This is a genomic window from Aeoliella straminimaris (assembly GCF_024054565.1).
Classification (GTDB): domain Bacteria; phylum Planctomycetota; class Planctomycetia; order Pirellulales; family Lacipirellulaceae; genus Aeoliella; species Aeoliella straminimaris.
The window spans coordinates 205,459-226,179 of sequence record NZ_JAMXLR010000024.1; the positions used below are offsets into that span (position 1 = coordinate 205,459).

15 protein-coding genes are annotated in these 20,721 nt (G+C 59.9%); 8 read left to right on the forward strand and 7 right to left on the reverse strand.

Features of this window, described 5'->3' with window-relative positions:
- Positions 1 to 567: 567 nt before the first annotated feature.
- On the forward strand, positions 568 to 822 hold the full coding sequence (locus NG895_RS06580; protein WP_252851672.1) for a DUF6489 family protein: 255 nt from the start codon (positions 568 to 570) through the stop codon (positions 820 to 822).
- 223 nt (positions 823 to 1,045) lie between these two features.
- On the opposite strand, the gene NG895_RS06585 is transcribed toward NG895_RS06580, so the two are convergent.
- Both NG895_RS06585 and aceK read right to left on the reverse strand, forming a co-directional pair.
- Positions 1,046 to 1,729 (reverse strand): hypothetical protein, encoded by a 684-nt coding sequence (locus NG895_RS06585; protein ID WP_252851673.1) that lies wholly within the window; start codon positions 1,727 to 1,729, stop codon positions 1,046 to 1,048.
- Positions 1,730 to 1,784: 55 nt separating this feature from the next.
- Complete coding sequence (gene aceK, locus NG895_RS06590) at positions 1,785 to 3,557, reverse strand: bifunctional isocitrate dehydrogenase kinase/phosphatase (protein WP_252851674.1); 1,773 nt, start codon at positions 3,555 to 3,557, stop codon at positions 1,785 to 1,787.
- Between the two features lie 495 nt (positions 3,558 to 4,052).
- On the opposite strand from aceK, the gene NG895_RS30475 reads away from it, so the two are divergent.
- The 5 genes from NG895_RS30475 (at position 4,053) to NG895_RS06620 (ending at position 11,440) form a co-directional block, all read left to right on the forward strand.
- The gene (locus NG895_RS30475) at positions 4,053 to 8,276 is read left to right on the forward strand and encodes an isocitrate lyase/phosphoenolpyruvate mutase family protein (RefSeq protein ID WP_279675992.1); all 4,224 of its coding nucleotides are present in this window, start codon (positions 4,053 to 4,055) and stop codon (positions 8,274 to 8,276) included.
- A gap of 370 nt (positions 8,277 to 8,646) precedes the next feature.
- Positions 8,647 to 9,123 carry a hypothetical protein gene (locus NG895_RS06605; protein ID WP_252851675.1) on the forward strand — a complete coding sequence of 159 codons (477 nt, stop codon included), beginning with the start codon at positions 8,647 to 8,649 and terminating at the stop codon, positions 9,121 to 9,123.
- 251 nt (positions 9,124 to 9,374) lie between these two features.
- Positions 9,375 to 10,259, forward strand: a complete 885-nt coding sequence (locus NG895_RS06610; RefSeq protein ID WP_252851676.1) for an RNA polymerase sigma factor — start codon at positions 9,375 to 9,377, stop codon at positions 10,257 to 10,259.
- Between the two features lie 90 nt (positions 10,260 to 10,349).
- Positions 10,350 to 11,105 (forward strand): SDR family NAD(P)-dependent oxidoreductase, encoded by a 756-nt coding sequence (locus tag NG895_RS06615; RefSeq protein ID WP_252851677.1) that lies wholly within the window; start codon positions 10,350 to 10,352, stop codon positions 11,103 to 11,105.
- Positions 11,106 to 11,152: 47 nt separating this feature from the next.
- Positions 11,153 to 11,440 carry a DUF1330 domain-containing protein gene (locus tag NG895_RS06620; RefSeq protein ID WP_252851678.1) on the forward strand — a complete coding sequence of 96 codons (288 nt, stop codon included), beginning with the start codon at positions 11,153 to 11,155 and terminating at the stop codon, positions 11,438 to 11,440.
- Between the two features lie 113 nt (positions 11,441 to 11,553).
- On the opposite strand, the gene NG895_RS06625 is transcribed toward NG895_RS06620, so the two are convergent.
- On the reverse strand, positions 11,554 to 12,393 hold the full coding sequence (locus tag NG895_RS06625) for a sialate O-acetylesterase (protein WP_252851679.1): 840 nt from the start codon (positions 12,391 to 12,393) through the stop codon (positions 11,554 to 11,556).
- Positions 12,394 to 12,531: 138 nt separating this feature from the next.
- Complete coding sequence (locus NG895_RS06630) at positions 12,532 to 15,291, reverse strand: alkaline phosphatase family protein (RefSeq protein ID WP_252851680.1); 2,760 nt, start codon at positions 15,289 to 15,291, stop codon at positions 12,532 to 12,534.
- A 31-nt stretch (positions 15,292 to 15,322) separates the two neighbouring features.
- Between NG895_RS06630 and NG895_RS06635 the strand changes: the two genes are divergently transcribed.
- The gene (locus NG895_RS06635) at positions 15,323 to 16,189 is read left to right on the forward strand and encodes a hypothetical protein (protein ID WP_252851681.1); all 867 of its coding nucleotides are present in this window, start codon (positions 15,323 to 15,325) and stop codon (positions 16,187 to 16,189) included.
- Here NG895_RS06635 and NG895_RS06640 read toward each other — a convergent pair.
- Positions 16,186 to 17,430, reverse strand: coding sequence for a dicarboxylate/amino acid:cation symporter (locus NG895_RS06640; RefSeq protein WP_252851682.1), 1,245 nt, complete (start codon positions 17,428 to 17,430; stop codon positions 16,186 to 16,188). The two genes, NG895_RS06635 and NG895_RS06640, sit on opposite strands and share 4 nt — an antisense overlap.
- A 349-nt stretch (positions 17,431 to 17,779) precedes the next feature.
- Here NG895_RS06640 and NG895_RS06645 point away from each other — a divergent pair, with 349 nt between their 5' ends.
- The gene (locus NG895_RS06645) at positions 17,780 to 18,709 is read left to right on the forward strand and encodes a hypothetical protein (RefSeq protein WP_252851683.1); all 930 of its coding nucleotides are present in this window, start codon (positions 17,780 to 17,782) and stop codon (positions 18,707 to 18,709) included.
- Positions 18,710 to 18,739: 30 nt separating this feature from the next.
- On the opposite strand, the gene NG895_RS06650 is transcribed toward NG895_RS06645, so the two are convergent.
- Positions 18,740 to 19,534: a DUF707 domain-containing protein gene (locus NG895_RS06650; RefSeq protein ID WP_252851684.1), complete on the reverse strand. Its 795-nt coding sequence runs from the start codon at positions 19,532 to 19,534 to the stop codon at positions 18,740 to 18,742.
- Positions 19,535 to 19,538: 4 nt separating this feature from the next.
- Entirely contained in the window at positions 19,539 to 20,657 is a 1,119-nt protein-coding gene (glf, locus tag NG895_RS06655) for a UDP-galactopyranose mutase (protein ID WP_252851685.1), read from the reverse strand.
- Positions 20,658 to 20,721 lie beyond the last annotated feature (64 nt).

The following is a 20,721-nucleotide window of genomic DNA, read 5'->3' on the forward strand; positions in this document are numbered from 1 at the left end:
GGGCAGATCGAAAGTGCCGCTCCGTATCTGGCCGACGCGTTGCAGATGCCGGGCGGAGTTTGCCGAGGTGATGCGTGCCGCGGAGAGTTGCGGATCTGCAGGTTGGACCTCTACCTCGACTTGCACAACGGCGGCCGGGTTGCTGATGCGGAAAAATGCTCGGCAGGTCTCCCCAATCCCCTCCAGTGGTTGGGTGGTTCACCCGCCGCCGCTCCGAATTCTCTTGGAAATACTGCGTGGTGGTTGTCGCTGGATTCCAGAGGCCCGTGCTGCTTCGTTTCTCGTCAGCAGCAGATTGAGGGGCTGGGTGTACCGCTATCATTTGGACGTCACACTCGTAGTCCGTCGACGTAAGGGACCGGCGACTTGAATCTGACCTTACATCACCAGCGATCTCGGTCGGTGCATGACATTCCAGGCGGCAACTAGCACCAACGTGCCGGTCTCAGTTCACCACCCCGCAATTGCTGCACGCGGCTGTTCACGAACGACTCAGGGCGCGTGCTGCAAGATCTGGTACGATTCACTGTCATCCATTCGACGCCGTCCATAGGTAGGAGCCGGTAAATGAAGATCACAATCAACGTGGACTGTACCCCTGAAGAGGCCCGGCGGTTCATGGGGCTACCAGACGTGGCACCAATGCAAGAAGCCGTGCTCAAGGAACTGCAAGAGCAAATGCTCACCAACGTCAAAGCAATGCAACCTGCCGAAGTGATGAAGTTGGGGATGCCAATGGGCGTCGAGAAATGGGTGGATCTGCAGAAGCAGTTCTGGACACAGATCATGTCTATTGGCACCCAGAAGGATAGCGACTCTTAGGGCGTGCCGTACCAGCTTACAGATTCTCGCCTGGTCGAAGCGGTTTCCTCCCATCCGGCGGTGAGGCCTGAACCTGGCAATAGGGATTCAAGCTCGCGCACGGAGGCGTGATTCACAGCGCCCCTATCCACGCCAGCAACAGGATACAGGCCCAGGTACCTGCTGTCGGCTGGTCCGGTTGATTCAATCCAAGGCGGGACCTGGCAGGCGCCTCGCGGCTCGATTAGTAGGACCTGAGGTAGCGGTAGTTCCAAAGGGGATTGCCACAAGCTGCGCAATGTTGGCCCGGCGGCAACAGACGCCCGTTACATTCACGGCAATCGTTGATTGCCGCCAACAACTCGCACTGTTCCCTGCGGAGTGCATTGGCGCGATCTTGGTCGCCAAAGGCTAGCACCGTTACAATCCGCGCCGCGCGAGAGTACAAGCGGAATAGTACCGCTGGTGCTCGTTTGCACTCGGGCAGTGCGTGATACACGAGCGACGCAAACCGCCCCCGGCGTTCGCGCGAGCGCAAGCTGTGGTAGAGCGGCCTCCGCCGCTCCTGGATATATGCGGCACGTTCGCCAAACCGCAAACGAAAGGCCCATTCCAAGAGCCAATCATTGGGCTGCCTTAAGCACGACATTCGCATGCCTTCCTCTTCAATCAGAACGCAAGCGTACGCGTCGGCCTCAGTCTGCGCCTTACGCACCTGCCTACGCTCTTGATCGACTGAGAGCGGTGCCAGCATCGAATCCATGCCGGTCTCCCTCTCCAGATCGACGTGTATTCGCTCGATCAATGCGTCTCCGAGTTGGGCCAGGCCCTGGTCCAGTTGGTCGACCACCACCTCTGCCTGAATCTCCGGGCAGCGCTGGCTCAACTCCTGGGCTACTTGCTCCCGTCGTTGAATGATGGAGAGCATGGCAAGTCCTCGCTAGTTAGAGCAGAATACCTGCTGTCAGCCTTTTCAGGATGTCTCAGCCGACTCGGATTGGACGTTGGAGCCGCTTCGACTCTGCATAAGGCGGAATGTGAAATAGCCTCCCTTCGGCTATTTGATGTTTGATGTGATTCCAAAAGTCAGCTTCGAGCAGGTCTCCGTGGTGCTGGACGAATAGCTCCCTCAGGGGCTGGGACAGGCCAAGAAAATGGATGAACTCTTCGGGGAAAATGTCGTTTGGCCCCACGCCGAACCATGGCTCTGCCGCAATCTCGTCGTCGTAGTAGCCAGTGTGGGGGATTTTGCGGAAGTTACACTCCTCCACCAAGCACACCTCATCGTAGTCGTAGAACACCACCCGCCCGTTGCGAGTCACGCCGAAGTTCTTGGGCAGCAGGTCGCCCGGAAATAGATTGGTGAGTGCGAGATCCTTGATCGCGCGGCCATAATCAAGCACCGCCGTACGAGCGGCCTGCTCGTCGGCGTGCTGGAGGTAGACGTTCAGCGGGGTGACGCGCCGCTCTGCAAAGCAGTGCTTGACAATCACTTCCTTCCCTTGCACCATCACGGTGCGGGCCGCACACTGCGTCAACTCCTCCAAGAGTTGTTCGGTAAAACGGGCTCTTTGGAGCACGAGATACTCATACTCCTGCGCGTCGACTAATCGTCCGGCACGGTCGTGGCGGAATATCAGGTGGTAACGGTCAATCACTTCTTGCCGGGTTGCCTCCTTCGGATAGTCGAAGTGGTCGCGGATCACCTTGAACACCACCGGGTAGGTCGGCCGCGTGAACACAACCATAACCATCCCCCGGTTTCCCTCCGCGATCTGGTACAGGTCGTCGGTGCGGGCCAAATGGCGGAGCGCGTTGCGGTACAGTTCTGTTTTGCCATGCTTGTTGTAGCCCAGGGAGATATAGATCTCCGCGACCCGTTTGCGCGGGATCAGAGACTGAATGAACTGCACCACGTCGTATGGTCGAAACACTTCAACGTGAAAGTAGGATCGCGTGAAGCTGAATAGCAGGCTCACGTCGTTTTCCTCCAGCAATACCGCTTCGACGTGCGGTCCGCGGTCGTCGTTCGTGAGGCAGAGCACCAAGGGAAGCCAGCCATCTTGATATGGCACACGGCCCATCAGGTAGGCGTGCTCGCCGCGGTAAAACAGGGCCTTGGCAACTTGGGTTTCGCATACGTTCAGGACAATCCCTCGCTCTTTGAAGTCCTTTGCAACGCGCGACGCGACCAGAGCCGCGCCTTCTCTGATAGCATCCGGAGAGAGGAATAGGTCGGGGCGATCGGCGAGCATCTTGCCGATCAGATCTTCCGTAGACGCGGCACGGTAACACCGATAGACGTTCTCTTGCGAAGGCGTGGGGGGCTTGGCGAAATCGGTGTGGACAAACTCGATTTCCGGATCGACCCCCACCGTGCGGAACGCCCTGCGAGTGACCGAATTGTAGAAGGTCTCAGCCAGTTCCCAGTCATCGCGGGGCTGGATCAGACCCGAATAGACGGCCTTGATGCCGGCCCACGTGATTCGTGATTGGAGTCGATCGCCGAGCCTATCTTGCACATTCTCCAGCACCTGCTGGAGCGTTTGGTCGCGCAACTCGAGTCGCTGTCTGGCATCCTGGTGAAGCCCCCGCCAGTCGCGGCGGGCGAACCGCTGCGCCGCTTTGCGCGTAATGCCGCGAAACGTGTCGTGGAATCGCGCAAAGCCATCGCGAATTAGCCGAGCTACCTCGTTGGCGAGCCGGCTGGTAGAGAGCGGGCGGCCGGATACATCTCGTTCAGAAATGCGTTGCATGGGGGCTTGCTCGCTTCGATTGTAGTGTACTCGCTGAACTGGCCTCGCACTCAACTTCAAAGCTGCGACAAGTAGTCCTGAAAGACTGGTCTCGCCATGGAATAACGTGGGTGTGCGCACTCACCCGTCGAGACGGACGCCTGGCACGACAAGGGCTCATCGTTCGCATCCTTCTGGCGGCTTATCGACAAACCGACCGCATATTTGATGCCGCTGAATACGCTCGTCACGGGAACAAGGTTGCTCTGCCCCGCAATCGCATCAGACAGCGTGGTAGCAAACCGGGGCGCGGCGTGACCGCGTCACCGACCGTGGTCTATTCTCAAAAAGCCAGTTCTTCCCGCTGTGCAAATACGCACAGGCGAGGAGCGATGTTCGCACGAGGGATCCGCAGCAAGTCGCTACTAACCGGAACGGATGGCATGGCATCTGATTTGCTCCTTACCCTACTTTTGTGTTGCTCCTTCGTTCGCTTCTCTTTTTGGAGATGGATCAATGACTCCTTCCACCGAACGCTCCGTGGCACCGCAAGCTCCCACAACCAGTTCCCAGGGACTGTTGATTCATGATGATCTGCAATCCAGTTATTCCGATGTCTACACCCCCCTGGTTCTGTCGGCACTGACGGCTATGGCCAGATTCAATGGCGACCAAAAGCAGTTGATGGCCGCGCGCATCGAGCGTCGTTTGCGCCGCTTTCGCGAGCAAGAGTGCATTCGCTTTTTAGACGCCGACTCCTTCATTCCTCGCACAGAGATCAAGGTACAACAGGCGCGGGAAGGTAACTTTGTGGGATCGGAGATTCCTGCCGACCTCCAGCGGCAATGGATTCAGGGCACCGGGCCCGCTGCCAAACCGAACGCACCGATCGAATCCAGCATTCGAAACGTCGCCTACGCCTTGCTTTCCGGCGCTGATGGTTGGATGTTCGATGGCGAGGACGCCCTCGGGCAAATCGGCAGCATGTCATTAGATAATCAGCGCAACCTGAAACTTGCCATCCACAGGGACGATGTCTTCATGGGGGTGGCACGCCGGGTGGCTGACGATATGAACGCCTGGTCTCGGAAGTTCCTCGGCCACGACATCATCCAGGACTGGCAGGCACAACTGGACTTCACGACGAAAATCTTCCGCGCCCGCGGTCTTCATCTTGACGATCGGCACATTCGTGACCAACAGGGGAGGCCTTTCTCCGCGTCCATTGTCGACCTGACGCTGTACGTGGCGAACAACTATCAACAACTACAACGAGACGGATCGTCCATTGTCCTCTATCTCCCGAAGATTCAAACGGCCGAGGAAGCAGCTCTGTGGAACGAGATGTTGCTCGCGCTGGAAGATCACCTCGATCTCGCCCCGGGGACGATCAAAGTCTACGTGCTTGTCGAACAACTAGAGGCCACTTTCCAGTTGATGGAAATCCGCGCTGCCCTGGGCGAGCATTTTGTTGGCTACAACACCGGCCGGTGGGACTACATTAACAGTGTCGCCGATGCACTTGCCTGGAAGAAGGATTTCATTAATCCCAACATCGACGCGATCACCATGACCTACGGGTATATGCGCGCCTACGAGGACCGTGTGCGCCGCGCGGTCAACACGCCAGACATCAAGGGCCGTTGTGCGCTTTGGCAAGGAGGAATGGAACCAAATATCCCCGTAGGCTCCCCGGAAGGCGTGGCCAATAGTATGGCGAAAGCCGTCGCTGGGGCAGAGCGAGAACAGCGGGAAGGAGCCAGCGGCAAGTGGGTGGCCCACTGGAAGATGGTGCATATCGTCCGACCCGTTTGGGAAAAGGCGGGGCAGGACAATCAACTGGGGCGTGACCTTCCCCGACTAACTTACACCCAGGCGGATGCAGACGGCCTAATGCAATTAGAGGATGCGCCCCGCACGATTCGGGGCGCGCGAGACCTGCTGAGTGTCGGCCTGCAATATGGGAATGCCTTTGGTCAGGGATTCCAGGCCGCGGCGCTCAAACCGGCTGACTTCTTTGGCAACGACGACGTGCTCTACCTGATGGAAGACGCGGCCACGGGCGAGATCCGACTCAGCATCCTCTGGGAATGGGTCCACAAGGGCGCCAAGTTGACCGAGGACGACGCGACCACGGGAGCCAACGCGGGCGATGTTTTTTCGATGGAGACATTTCGACGCCTGCTCGCGGAAGAGTACGACAAACTGCTCCAGGCCAGTGATAAAGACGTGCATACGAATTCCAAGTCAACGACCCTGCCGATCGCGCGAGAGATTGTCGATGCCTATGTGCGTCATGAGACGAAGGTGCCCTGGTACATCGATCTGTTGAACGTCAATCTGAACAATCACGATCTGCAAACGGCTCGAGATAGGATTCACCGGTATCTGCGCCGATTCAATCGGGACGGGACGCGTATCACAGAGAATCTGGATACCGCTGACAGCGCCAAGACCGACGAAGTGGAGTTGTTCGATCATGAGGTGCGTGAAATCAAGCAGTGGATGGAAAGCCCGCGATTCAAACAGACTACTCGTCTGTATGGGCCGCGGCAGGTCGCTGAACAGCGAGGTACGATCTGCCAAGACTACGCTATCGCCAGGCAGGCAGCCGAAGGCATGTACGCGCGTCTCCGTCAACTGTATCGCGAGAGGCAAGCGATAACGACCTTTGGACCCTATTCTCCCGGGCAAGCCGTGGTGATGAAGCGGGCCGGTATCGAAGGCATCTACCTTGGCGGGTGGGCCACGTCGGCCAAGGGATCCATCGAAGAAGATCCGGGCGCCGACCTGGCCAGCTATCCACTGAGCCAGGTGCCCGACGAAGCTGCCCCCATCGTCCGAGCCCTGTTGACTGCCGACAAGAATCAGCAGTTTGCCAGGTCGCGGATGACTGATGATCAACGAGCTCTTGCACCCAAATGCGATTACCGGCCGTTCATTATCGCCGATGCGGATACCGGACACGGAGGCGATGCTCACGTGCGGAACCTCGTCCGCCGCTTTGTCGAAGTGGGCGTCCCCGGTTATCACATCGAGGACCAGAAGCCGGGGTGTAAAAAGTGTGGACATCAAGGGGGCAAAGTGCTGGTGCCGGTGGATGAGCAGATAAAGCGACTCAACGCCGCTCGCTTCCAGCTGGACGTCATGGGGGTCCCCGGTATCATCGTCGCGCGGACCGATGCCGAAGCAGCGACGCTGCTGGACGGAAGAGGCGACGAACGCGATCAGCCGTTTATCTTGGGCGCAACGAATACTGACGTGCCCAAGTGGCGGTCGGCATACCTCGCCATCCTTAAGCAACTTTATGAAGTTGGTGACGTGGAGGTCTACGGGCACCTGCTGTACCAGATCTCGGACCGAGATTACGAAGTGGCGAATGCTTGGCTGCAGCGGATGGGTATCTTCCACCTGATCACGGCGCTGCTCGAGGCTCACAGGGAAGATCGGGTGCTCCCGATCGATGCGATCCTCAGCGACGTATCCAACAAGTTTGTAGAACTTTGGGAATTGCAGGCAGGTCTCAAGACGTTCGGAAAAGCTGTGGCCGACGCGATGGCCTTCCATATCGACGAAGGGCAAAACTTCGACATTACTGTGGACGAGTGGCTGGCTTGGTCGAGCACCGTTGGTCACCGCGAAGCCCGCGACAGGAGTCGACGTATGGGATTGAACGTCGTGTGGGACTGCGAACTAGGACGCACTCCCGAGGGCTTCTATCCCGTCTTGGGGGGCATCGGGTACGCCATCGCCAAATCGCTGGCGGTAGCGCCGTTTGCCGATGTGATTTGGATGGAAACCAAAACGGCTAACTTGGACGATGCCAAGCAATTCGCCGACGCGATCCATGCGGTGTACCCCGATCAGATGCTGGCTTATAATCTCTCGCCATCGTTTAACTGGGACACGACCGGCATGACCGATGACCAGATGCGAACCTTCCCGCAAGAACTGGGAAAACTCGGCTTCGTGTTCAATTTCATCACCTACGGTGGACATCAAGTCGACGGCATGGCCGCAGAGGAGTTTGCGACCGCGCTAAAGCAAGACGGAATGCTATCGCTGGCTCGCTTGCAAAGAAAGCTACGACTGGTCGAGTCTCCCTACAAGACACCGCAAACACTGGTGGGCGGCCCTCGTCTCGATGGTGCCCTGATGGCATGCTCGGGTCGCACTGCGACCACCGCTGCGATGGGCAAGGGTTCGACCCAAGTGCAACACCTTGTTCAAACAGAGGTCCCCGTACGGCTGTTGGATGAATGGCTCGAACTGTGGCGAGAAAACTATGATGCCTTCGGCCCGCTATACGCCGAACTGCGGCCGCATGCGGCTGGCTCGGAACTTCTGGCGCTAAACGTACTCGATGAGTTTGCGGTCAAGAAAGCTGGGATTATCTTCGCTCCGATCAAGGACCGAACCGGAAACGACATCCTCTCCTTCCGCTACCAGGAAACCTACGATAACGAGTTCCGCCGAAAGCGCCTAATGACTTTGATGCACTTGTTCTTAATTCACCGGTACAAGGCGGTGTCGGTCCACTACGTGAGCCCGAATGATGACAACGAAAGGCAAACGGTTCGCATGCAATCGCTGGGCATCTTCGACGACGTAAGTACTGAAGTCGGACACATTATTGTCGCCGCAGTAAATGCAGATCGTATTGCAGCGTTATTGAATCCGGATCGCGTCGAGTTGGCAAAATTGATCGGAAAGGGCCGCGCTGAGTTAGCCACTCACTAGCGCGGCCTGCTCCCGGCGGAGGGATAGACTGCCTGGCATCGCGCCCGATCGCCGATGCCAGATCCACTGAGTAAGGTCGATGATGGCGACCTCTACGCATAGGTCAGGCCTCACCAGAGGCACAACGAGCCCCCATTCGAGGTGCTCCCGCTCCCCGCGGTGCAGCTTCGCTTCAGCGAGATAGAGTCCCCGTAGCCGCCGCTGTCTGAACTCGACCGACCCAGGCATCGGCGGTTAATCTGCCGGTGGAGATGCTCTCCTCTCCAGCAACTCCCCATCCGCCCAGCGCCGGCAGACGTTATACTTCTCTCACCACGAAAGTGTGCTGGGTTGCCAATCATGTTTCTCGTTTGGTTCAGGAACCTTATCCATGGCAAGTGAGCTTGATTTCCTGCAAGAACGTATCCGTCGCTGGACGCTGTTTCTCGGTGTGCTGCAGATCTTCGTCGGCTGCTCGATCGGGTTCATCCCGCCCACGGCCGTCGGCTGGTTTCGTGGCATTGTCATGGCTCATATCGAGTTCACCGCCAACGGGGTGCTGATGGTGGTCTTCGGGCTGTTGGTGCGGGAGTTGGCACTCGGCCGGGTGGGGCTGTGGGCCTGGTTTGTACTGCTGCAAGTCGGCACCTGGACCAACGGCACGGCGGGCGTCATCGCTGGCTTTGCCGGCGCTTCTTCGCCGCTGATGCCGACGATCAGTGAAAAATTCCCCCCGCCGAACGGCACGCAGAACCCGTTCGTTTCCGCCTCGCTGCAAGTGTGCGGTGTCACCATGATGCTGGCCCTGGCGCTCACGCTCTATGGCCTGGCACGTCGCAAGACGGCAAGTGCCGAACGCCGCGAATGATGTCCGGCAACGAGTAATTAGCGGCTGGGCTGGTCCGCGGCCGTCGGTTACGCCGAACTCCATGAGCCATAATGCTCCCCTCCCGGGGTGGATCTCCGCCCGCCGCGGAGTAGTACGGCAAGACTGCAAGCCACTCGGCACAAAAAAAATCGCCTCAACTTTGTCACAGTCCCTCCCGGACGGTGTCCAAGCAGTTGGCGAGGCCTGCCTTCGCGTAGAATGACCTGATCCAATGCCCCACGGGGATGACCATGCCAAATCCTTTCGCTGAAGCGACAGACGATGATTCTGACGATGCTGAGTTGGTGCGCCAGGCGAATGGCGGCGACCGTGAATCCCTCGAAAAGCTGATTCTGCGGCATCAAGCATGGATCTACAATATTGCCGTTCGCATGGTCTTCGAGCCACAGGATGCCGAAGAGGTAACGCAGGAAGTGCTGATTAAGGTCGTCACCCGGCTCAGCACGTTTCGCGGCGATAGCAAGTTCCGTACCTGGCTCTACCGCATTACGGCGAATCACGTGCTTAACATGAAACGCCGCGGTGCTGAGGCAACGCCGTACACCTTTTCCGCCTACGCGGACGCCATCAATGGCACTCCCGATCTGGATTTGCCCGATCCGAAGAGCGTGCCGGTAGACGTGCCACTGCTGGTGGAAGAAACCAAGGTCGCCTGCACGACAGGCATGCTGCTTTGCCTGGATCGACGACAGAGATTGATCTTCACGCTCGGCGAGATCATCGGCGCGAGCGACACCGTCGGCGGCGAAGTCATAGATATGACGGCCGACAACTTTCGCCAGTGTCTGGCCCGAGCCCGCCGCGACCTGTATCAGTTCATGAACCACCAATGCGGGCTGGTGAATCCGAGCAATCCTTGCCGCTGCCCGAAGAAGACCAAGGGATTTATCGACGCAGGGCACGTCGACCCACATCACCTGCTTTTCGCCACGCCTTACGTCCAGCGGATCCGAGATGCAGCGGCGGACACGATTCGCGAGATCGACGACGTCGCCGATCAATCCTATGCGGCCATCTATCGCGATCACCCATTCTTGGAGCCTCGTGAGCAGGCCGGGTGGCTGCGACGAATCTTCGAGCTACCGGAAGTTCGCGCAACTCTGAAATTAGATTGAGAAATTTGCCATCGGGCTTGTCACACTGTGCACTGCGGCGCGTCTATGCCATTGAGAGACGATTTCTTACTGGTAAGGAGGACGCAGATCATGTTGCGACTAGAAAATCGGGTGGCCCTGGTCACTGGTGCATCGAAGGGCATCGGAGCAGCGATTGCCAAGGAGATGGCTGCGGCGGGAGCGGCGGTTGTGGTCAACTACCGGGCGGACCGAAGCAGTGCAGACGCGGTGGTGAAAGAGATCACGGAGGCCGATGGTCGCGCCGTGGCAATTCGGGGCGACGTTTCGAAATCGGAGGATGTACGCCGGCTATTTACGGACGTCGCCGAAACCTTCGGCAGGCTCGATATTGTGGTAAACAACGCGGGCGTTTACCAAGCGATGAACATTGAGGAGATCACCGAGCAGGAGTTCCATCGAGAATTCGACACGAATGTGCTCGCCCCGCTGACTGTTATCCGCGAATCGCTCGACTACTTTGGCTCCAGCGGTGGCAGCATCGTGAATATCGGTTCTGGTGCATCGCAGATGTGTCCGCCCGGCTACTCGCTCTACGCCGCCAGTAAAAGTGCACTCGATGCCGTAACGCGGGTGCTCGCCAAAGAACTGGCCCCGCGCAAGATTCGAGTCAACTCCGTCAACCCGGGCGCAACGCTGAGTGAAGGGACGAAGTCGGCTGGCTTGTACGGTACCGGCAGTGAGTTCGAACGGCAGCTTGTCGCCATGACACCCCTCGGCCGCATCGGGACGCCAGCGGATATCGCCAAAGTGGTTGCCTTCCTGGCATCCGATGATTCCGGTTGGCTCACGGGCGAGGTAATCCTCGCGTCCGGCGGCCTGCGATAGATGGCGTCGACTTTAGAGATGTAGTTAAATTCCACATAGGAGCGACCATGTCAGCTTACATCGTGTTCATTCGTGAAAAAACGCTCGACCAATCAGAGCTGGAGACCTACTGGCAGAAAGCCCCTGCCGCGATGGAAGGCCAGCCGATCAAGCCGCTGGCCGCGTATGGTCGTCACGAGGCGCTAGAGGGGCCAGATGTCGAGGGCGTTGTCATCGCCGAGTTTCCAACGTTGGAGGAAGCACGCGCCTGGTACGACAGCCCGGCGTACCAGGCCGCAGCGCAGCATCGACTCCGCGGTGCAGTCTACCGCGGTCTGGTCGTAGAGGGAGTATGACCGGCGATCGTCAGCCATCTCCAGAGACCGGAAAGATGACCCTTGGGATTGTCGAGAGCGGCCTGATGAGGGCTTGTTCGTAGGTGTTCGAAGCGCCGGCGCTTCGAACAGCTTCAGCGGTTGGGTTCGTCGGTGGCCGTTGGCGCGGCATTCTCCACCAGCTGCAAGTACGTTTCGGCGTAGCGGCGACCGAACTTGCGCAGCGACTCGGCATTGAAATGAGTGTTGTCTGCCCGGCAAGTCAGCCCGTCGGACGACACGAAGCCGACCCGCGGCACCTGTTCGGCGATCGCGATGTGGGCCTGATTGACCGTTTGCCTGGCCTCGTTCCACGGTTTCTGGGGGAACTGACCAAGCTGGCCGATGACGAAGGGAAGCTGCGGAGCATCCAGGTCCTGACGGAAACGCCCGATGAGCTGTCGCAAGCGTTCTTCATAATCGGGGGCTCGCTCTGGGTGGCTATCACCCTCGCCCTGATGCCAAAGGATGCCTTGGAGGGTGCCGTCGCGAGTGGCGCGCCGCGTGCGGGCGATGGCGTCGTCGTAGGGATGGCTCTTGGTCTGATTGTGGTAACCGCCAGGTTCCCAGGTCGAAATCGGTGAGCCGCCGCAGGCGGCCGGGATCAAGCCGATGACGATGTCGTCACGCTGCTCGGCCAGCGCCAAGGCAAAGGATTTGCCCAGACCAACGCCCGCGGACCGCTTGTCGTAGTGGATCGGATCGACCGCCGGCACCCACTCGCCTTGCTTTGACAGGGCGAACACGCGGGGGTGAATCCGCTTGTCCTCGGGCCCCACTTTGCCACGTCCGGCCATGTTCGACTGACCGGCGAGCAGGAACAGATGCACTTGCTGTTTGGGATAGGATTCCAGCGGTTTGGTTTCATCCGCCGCGATCGTCAGGGCAGGGCAGAGGAGTGCCAGCAGGAGGGCAAACGATAGCTCGTTGGTCATGGTGGCCGCTTTCGAAATCAGGAAACCGAGGCGTGTCGATGCTCCTCGTGGATTGATCACCAGGTCCTATTGTCACCGCGTGCCGCGACAGAAGCAACTTGCCGCGGCCGCCGCGCAGTTCCGAGGTGAATCAAGGGATCAATCCAGATCGTCCTTGTCGAAGTCCTCATCGAGAGCCTCCTCATCGTCATCGTCGGCATCCGCAGTTACGGCCCACTCGGGATAAGGTGCCTGGCTGCCACGCATGGCCCGCCACAAGATGCGATTCAGCACGTCTTCGGGGGCGCGATCCACTTCGCGGAAGTTCAGCGACGCCGAGACCACCGCATCCTTCCGCAGCACTGGATCGTTGATGGCGGCCGGATCGGAGTTCATTTGGTCCAAGGCCACCTGTGCGCCGGCCGCCGTATAGGGAGTGAGATTGGGCTCGTCGACAAAACAATCGAACATCGGCGTTGCGCTGGCGTCGAACTGGTTCATCGGGGGCAGGCCGAGGATCTGCTCGATGGTTCGCAGTACGCTGGTCGTATTGTATTGCGTGCTTACGTGTGCGCCGCGCTTTGCGTAGGGGCTGGCGCAGAAGGCAATGGTGCGATACCCGCTCACGTGGTCCCAGCCGGCTTGCGGATCGTCTTCGATGGCGAACACCGCCATGTTGTTCCAGAACCGCGAATGACTCAGCCCTTCCACGATGCGGCCGAACGCCAGGTCGTTGTCAGCCATGCAGGCCGCGGGCGTCGGGCACCCTGGTGAGGTGCCGCTGGTGTGGTCGTTCGGTAGGCAGATGATGACCAACTGAGGGTACTCGCCCCGCTTCTCGAACTCGGCCAGTTCGCGGAGTACGAAGTCGGCGCGGTACTGATCGGGTACCGACATGTCCCAGCCCACGTAGTCGAGTGGCGAAATCGCCCGCAGCGACTCCACACTGGGCCAGCAGCCAAACACGACATCGTCCGTCTTGTTCTTCCACGCCAGGTAACAGGGCATGAAGCCGGGCGAGCCCGACTTCGATTTGTCGCGCCAGCGGACCGATGGTCCCATGAACTCGCCATAGTTGCGAATCGAAACGCCACGCTCCAAGGCCGCATCCCAGATGAAGCCGGACGGTGCGTAGGCGAGCGCGTCGTCCTCGTCCACGCCCATGCCATCGGGATAGCTGCGCGGAAAGCCAGCGAAGCTTTTTTCCATGTAGTCGGTCGAGTAGGCGGTGGTGCTCCACTGGTGGCCATCGGCACTCAGGATGCCGCAGCAGTAGGTGTTGTCGAGCAGCACGAACTCGTTGGCCATTTTATGGTGGTTCGGCGTTACGTTCGGCCCGAAGATGCAGAGCGACGGATCGCCGTTGCCACGGCCGAGTGAGCCGAGCACCTGATCGTACGTGCGATTCTCTTTGATGATGTACACCACGTGCTTGATGAGGCTGGGCTCGCCGATTCGCTCGGGCACGGCGCGGGGCGGCTGATCGGGCCGCGCGGGCAGCAGTGCGTCGGCGATGCGCGGCGCGCGCAGGTTCCGCGATACGCGTTCCGACAACGCCGGCAACTGGTCGTCGGACGGGACTTCGAACGAGGAGAGCGAACCGAAATAGTGGTGGGTGTTGAATCCCTTGGCGCCCGGAGTTGCGCCGCCATAGGACTTGGGTTCTTTGGCGACGCCCTTGATGTTGGCCGCCACGACGCGGCCGCGGGCGTCGTCGATACTCAATGCGCCCGGGTACCAACCGACGGGAACCATGCCCAGCAGCGTGGTTTCTTCCAGCTCGTCGGCATCGAAGTCGAACACGGCAATGGCGTTTTGCGACCCGTTGGCGACGTACAGTCGGTTGCCGCTGGCGTTGAACGCCGCGGCGTTAGGTCCGGCACCCAGCAGGTCGGCCGGAGTCGACTTGGCCCACAGGGTTCGTGCCTTGGTGTTGGTGCGGGTGTCGATCACGCTCAGGTTGTCGCTGGCCGCGTTGCAGCACACCAGGTAAGGATGCGCCGCGGACGCCGCCAGGCCGCTGGCGTGCAGGCCGGTGAGGATCTCGCTGATCACTTCGCCGGCCTCGAGATCGATCACGCTAACTGAGCCCTCGCTGGCGATGTGCCGCTGGGGGTCGACACGCACAACGGTACCACGTCCCGCTGGGCCGGTCAGGTCGCCTTCTTCAGGACGGCGGCCGCCCCAGTTGCTTACGTAAGCTTGCTCGCCCACCAGCACCACGTCGAACGGCGCCACGCCCACGGCGAAGGTTCGCAACACGTCGCCCGATTGGGTGTCCAACTCAAGCAGTTGGTTGGAGAGGTTGCCGCAAACATAGAGCCGCGCTCCGTCGCTCGACACGGCCAGTCCGCTGGGGATCTCTGCATTGCGACGCGGCGCCTTGGCCGCCGGTAGCTTCCAGGCAAACGCGGGCTCAACTTTGTCGTCCGCGTCGACGCGAAACACTTTGATCGAGCCGTTCACGTCGCTCATGTAAATGCGATCGCCGGCGGGCGAAAACACAAGGCCCGTATAGCTGAGCTGTCCCTGCGTGTCCTTGGGCGGCGCCGCTTGCTTCGACTCCGGCTGCGAGCGATCTTCCGGCAGCACGCCAGGAAGCGATACACGCTGGCGGACGGTCACCTCGTCGGGATCGATGACCAGCAGTTCGTTTGTCTTCCCCGCGGTCACCAGGAAGCGTCCACTTGGCGCGAGCGCTACCGCCTGCGGTCGCAGGCCTGGCAGGTCCAACTGCTGCCCGTACGGAGTGAGCACCTGGTTAACCGGCGTGACCACCCGACCATCCTGCTGGTGGCCCACGGGCTCGTCCGTAGCCAGGCGATCGGCGGCCGGCGCGGCCAACGCCGCTGCGGGACAAAGCACCAGCGGAGTGATTAGCAACAACGAAGCTAGTCGCTGGAAGGATGGCGTGATCATAATGCTCGACGGCCTCCAGGGAAGAGTAACGATGGATGCAAGTCACGCAGCAACCGTCTGGCCGCGGCGCCCGGCTCAATCGAGAGTCTACTACAACCTGGCCCGCCATGATACATACTTCACCGATTCTTCACGGCTGGCCGAGGTCGAAGGCGTTTGGTGCGCTGAGCCGGCAACGGCTATACTGTGTGCCGAACCGCCGCAGGGGCAACTGAAAACTAGGGGAGCACCAGGGGACGTGAAGATGACGCACTACCAACTTGGGTTGGCATGTTTGGTGGTCTTGTCGATGATGGGATGGGCTGCGGCGCAGGATCCGCCCGCTGCGGAAGCTTCTGTGTATCCGCTTAAGATTGGCACTCGCTGGGTGTATCGGGTCACCGCCAACGACGAAGAGCTTGATAAGAAGACGAGTTATCAACAAACCGACACCATTGTGGGAGTTTTCGACTTTCGCAGCGGACAGTTCTCGTGCAAGGCGTCGGCCTCTCCGGAGGCGACCTATAACTTGTGGCTACGCAATGCCGAGCTGGGAGTCGAAGACGTTGGCGTCGCCTGGGACGAAGGGCTGGAACGGCCGATTGCCCCTGTACGTCCCAGCCTCTTCATCAAGTATCCCGCCAAGCTGAATGAAACCTACATTTCGATGGCGAGTCCGGAAGGGGTAGCAGAAGAACGGGCAACCGTCGTGAGCATCGATACCGAGGTGAAGGTTCCTGCCGGTACTTACCGTTGCCTCGAGTACCGCTTCGAGGAGATCGATTCGAAGAAGAAGCTGATGACGCTGTTTGTTTCGCCTGGCGTAGGCATCGTTAAAGAGGAGGCCTACGACTACGAGAATGGGAAACTGGTGCAGGTGATGGAACTGCTGCAGCTAAAGAAAGCCGAACACGATTAGCCGGATTCATTCGCCTCGGGCTTCGTTCGCCCGTCCAGGATGCAGCTTACGTTCACGTCGCCCAGCACGTTGATCGTGGTGCGGCAGCGGTCGAGGAACCAGTCGACGGTCAGCAGGATGGGAATCTGCTCGATGGGCAGGCCGACGGCCGTAAACACCAGGGTCATAGTGACGATGCCCGCTTCGGGAATGCCGGCCGCGCCGACGCTGGCGATGATGGACGTGAGCACGATGATCAGTTGCTGGGTGATATCGAGGTCCATCCCCAGCAGTTGCGCTACGAACAGTGCGGCCATGGCTTCGTACAGGGCGGTGCCATCGTTGTTGAAATTGGCCCCGACCAGTGCGCCCATGCTGGCCGACTCTTCGCGTACGCCGACTTTCTCGGTCAGGCAGGCGTAGGTCACTGGCATGGTGGCCGTGGAGCTGTCGGTGCTGAACGCCATGACCAATGCGTCGCGCACACCGCGGAGCACATCCATCGGCCTGGCCCACGAGAAGTACTTGATCCGCACCATGTACCACACCGCCTGCAGTGCCAGGGCGATGCACACGGCCAGCACGAACGCCCCCATGGCGTAGAAACGCCCGAAACCCTCGACACCGACCACCTTGGCCACGATGGCAAACACGCCGATCGGCACCAGTTGGATGATCCAGTGCAGCACCACCAGCAGGGTGTCGTAAGCAACTTCGACCAGGTCTTGCACGGTGGCAACTTCGCGCGACTTCACGCCCCGCATGGCGACGCCAAACGCCACGGCGATGAGGATCACGCCGATGATGTTCTGCTTACCGGCCAGCGGTCCGAGGATGCTCTTGGGTACCTTGTCGATCAGCAGTGCCAGCGGGTTAGGTCCGGCGTCGGGATCGAGTTCCGCCACCTGCTCGGGTTGAACCTCGACCCATGTGCCCGGCTTCATCAGGTTGGCCACGGTCAGGCCGATGGCAATCGCGACGCACGTATTGAGGATCAACAGGAAGAACAGCCGCGCGGCCTGTTTGCCGCGAACTTCGCTGGTCATGAGTACGTGTGTGACGGCCACCAGGATGAGTGGCGGCGCCAGCGCGCCCAATAGTTGCAGGATCACTTGGCTGGGTATCTCCAGTACCCGTGCACGCTCGCCCAGTAATAATCCTGCAACCACTCCCAACACGAGGGCGATAACGATTCGCAAGTAGAGCGGAATCGCATTCCAACGGGCCAACGCGCCTTGAGGCGGGGAAGGGGATTCTGTCATGAGAGCCTATTCGCTGGGGATTGGCGAACATTGGAGCGAAAGAGAGGAGTAGATCGGAACTGAATATTCAGTATTCGAAGTCCTGTGTCCAGAGATTGAGCGTCGAATTGCCCGCTGTAAAGCAAGTCATCCCCACGCGCAGCGGCCCACGGGCTGCACCGTAGGATCTTGGACTGGGGGGCGTGATCGAGTCGTGGAACTGGTGTTCGCGCTACGCCGCAAGCTGGCAGGCAACTCGTCTTGCTGTGAGTCCACTCCGGCGAGTGGTCTTGCCACAATGGCAATATGCCATTACGGTTCTCCTCATTCCAGGCGGAAGTTGCTAGCTCTTAAACCATGGGTGGTTGTCATGCGTGTTGTCAGCGTCACACCGGCGGGTCGGCGGCGGTACATGGAACTGTTGGTGACGCATCTGCTGCGTCAGCGGCCGCTCATTGCGGAGCACCATTGGTGGCTCAACACCGATGTGCCCGCAGATATTGCGTTTGTGCACGAGACTTGCCGTCAGCACCCCGACTTCTTTCGCGTGTGCGAAAAGCCGTTCGATGCCAGCAAGCCGCACGGCGACAACATTTGGAAGTTCTTTCGCGACTTCGCCCAGCCCGACACCGTTTACGTGCGATTCGACGACGACATTGTGTGGATGGCACCAGATGCTGTGGAACGCATCGTGCAAGCACGAATCGACGACCGCGAGTCGCTGTTAGTGCTGGGCAACATCGTCAACAACTCCATTTGCACCGCAGCCCATCAACGCGCGGGGTTGATTCCCAGTGTCACGCAAACGGTGAACAGCGAATGCAGCGACGAAGTTGGCTGGAAGAATCCCATCACCGCCCGCAAGGTCCATCAGGCTTTTCTGTCGGACCTGACCTTGGGCCAGCAGCAGCGGTGGACGGAGGTCGAGATTCCGCTCGGCCTGGGGCAACGTTTTTCGATCAATGTGATTAGCTGGCTCGGCGAGACGATGGCTCAGATACCGGAGCTTCCCGACGACGAGATCGACGAAGAGCCGTTCCTCACGCAGGAGTTGCCCCAACGCTTGAACCGCCCCAACACGGTTTGCAGCGAGGCGCTGTTCGCCCACTTTGCATTCTGGCCCCAGCGTCCCTACCTGGACTGGACTTCGTCCGATCTGCTCGAGCAGTACCGGGCCGCTGCCCAGTTGCAGCCAATTCCGACCATATCGAACTTGGGATACATGGGTCGCGACCTTACGTGGCGACTCTCGAAGCCTGCCCGCAAGCTGCACCGCAGCCTTGCCAAACGCATGGCTTGATCGCGGGCCGCGTAATCAGGGTAGTTTGAACTATGCGGTGCGTGCCAGAGTTTTCCACCATGGCGGGCCGGCTGTTGTGAGATTGCCGTGCCGGTCGATGGCCCGGGTGCGGGCGGTGCCGTACTTCATCTGCCGGCGATGCAGGCGGTGGGGCCAGTGGTTCAAGCGGTACTCGCGGAGCATTTGCCGCAGTTCGTCGGCGGGACGAACCCCCATGGCTTCGAAGCGGCGGTAGGCATCGCCCGAGCCGATGGGACGAGTATGGTCGACCCCCACCGCGTCGATTACCGCGATTCGCCGTCGATCGACCAGCCGGGTCCAGGCCCAGTCGATGCCCCAGCCTGAGGCCGTTTGGTGGAACGTCGGCAGCGTGGCTTGCAGGGCCGCCTGCGACATGAGCGGGCACATCACTTCGACGTAGCGCGAGTATCGCAGGCGAAACTCCGCCGCCTGCTGCAAGGCCCGAAATGTGACGTCGCCCGAGCGGATCGCCGGCTGGGCGAGCATTAGTCGATATTGCCGGGCAATTTCGAACAGCCGCTGAAGATCCTTAGGCGACGTCGCAATATCATCGTCTGGCAACCAGATGTAGTCGTACTGCGACACGGCCTCGCGGTGCGATTCGATAAACTCGGCAATCAGCGGAAACTTGCAGCCCCGGCGGGCGAGAAAGTACTCCGCCTGACCGGCCAACGTATCGGGAGTGTTGCCATAGTACACCAGGGCGACGTCGTACGCTCCTGGCGAGCGGCCATCGAGCCAGGTGTGGTGCTGCGAGTTGTCGCCCACCACGCCGATCACCAGGTTTTTCGCGGCGGAGTGCATGTCGTCAGGCGGCCCTTCGAGTCAGACCGAGTTCGCGATCGACGCAGCTGAGTGCCTGCGCGATGACCTGGTGCATGTCGAAGTAGCGATAAGCTCCTAATCGGCCTCCAAACATCACGTGGGGAGCCTGGTGGGCCGCGAGCGTCTTGTAACGCTCGAGCAATTTCTCGTTTCGCTCGGTGGAGATCGGATAGAAGGCCTCCCCGCCGGGCCGGTAGGCCAGTGGGTACTCGCGCGTAATGACGGTGCTATCGCTCTTGGTCCGCGCGAAGTGCTTGTGTTCGACAATCCGGGTGTAGGGAACCTGGGCGTCGGCCGAGTTGACGATGGCCGCCCCCTGGTAGTCGCCAGCCAGCGTCTCTGTTTCGAATCGCAGCGAGCGATATTCCAGCGCGCCGAAGCGGAAGTCGAAGAACTGGTCGATCATTCCGCTGTACAGAATTCGCGGAGCCTGGGACTCCAGTTCCTGGCGGTGTTCGAGGAAATCAACGCCCAGTTCCAGCTCGATGCGGGGGTGATCGAGCATGTTCTCGAACATGCGCGTGTAGCCGCCAACCGGAATTCCCTGGTAGGTGTCGTCGAAGTAGCTATCGTCCCAGGTCAGGCGGATGGGAATGCGCCGCAGCACGGCCGCCGATAGCTCGCGGGGGTCGCGTCCCCACTGCTTCATGGTGTATCCGCGGATAAAGGTTTCGTACAGCTCGGGCCCAACCTGGCTGAGCGCCCATTCCTCCAGGTTCTGAGGGTCCGGACACACCACGCGCTGGGCGGCCAGTTTCTGCTGTGCTTCGGCCGGTGTGCGAACTCCCCACAGATCGTGCAATGTCTGGAGATTGATGGGGAACGAAAACAGCCGATCGCCCGACTGCACCACGCCACGATGGCGGTAATTGTTGAATTCGACAAACTGGTTGACGAACTTCCACACCCGCAGATTGTTGGTGTGAAAGATGTGTGGCCCGTAACGATGGACGTCGATGCCCTGCACCTTCTCCGAGTAGCAGTTGCCCCCCAGGTGCCCTCGGCGATCGACCATCAGGACCGAGTGCCCACGCTCGGCCAGTTGTCGCGCGGCGACACTGCCGAAGAGCCCGGCTCCGACCACGAGATATTTTACGGCCATTTTGACTCTCAGTGTGGACATCCGTTGGGAATGTTGGTAAAGCTCACCTGCCATTGGCGCGTGG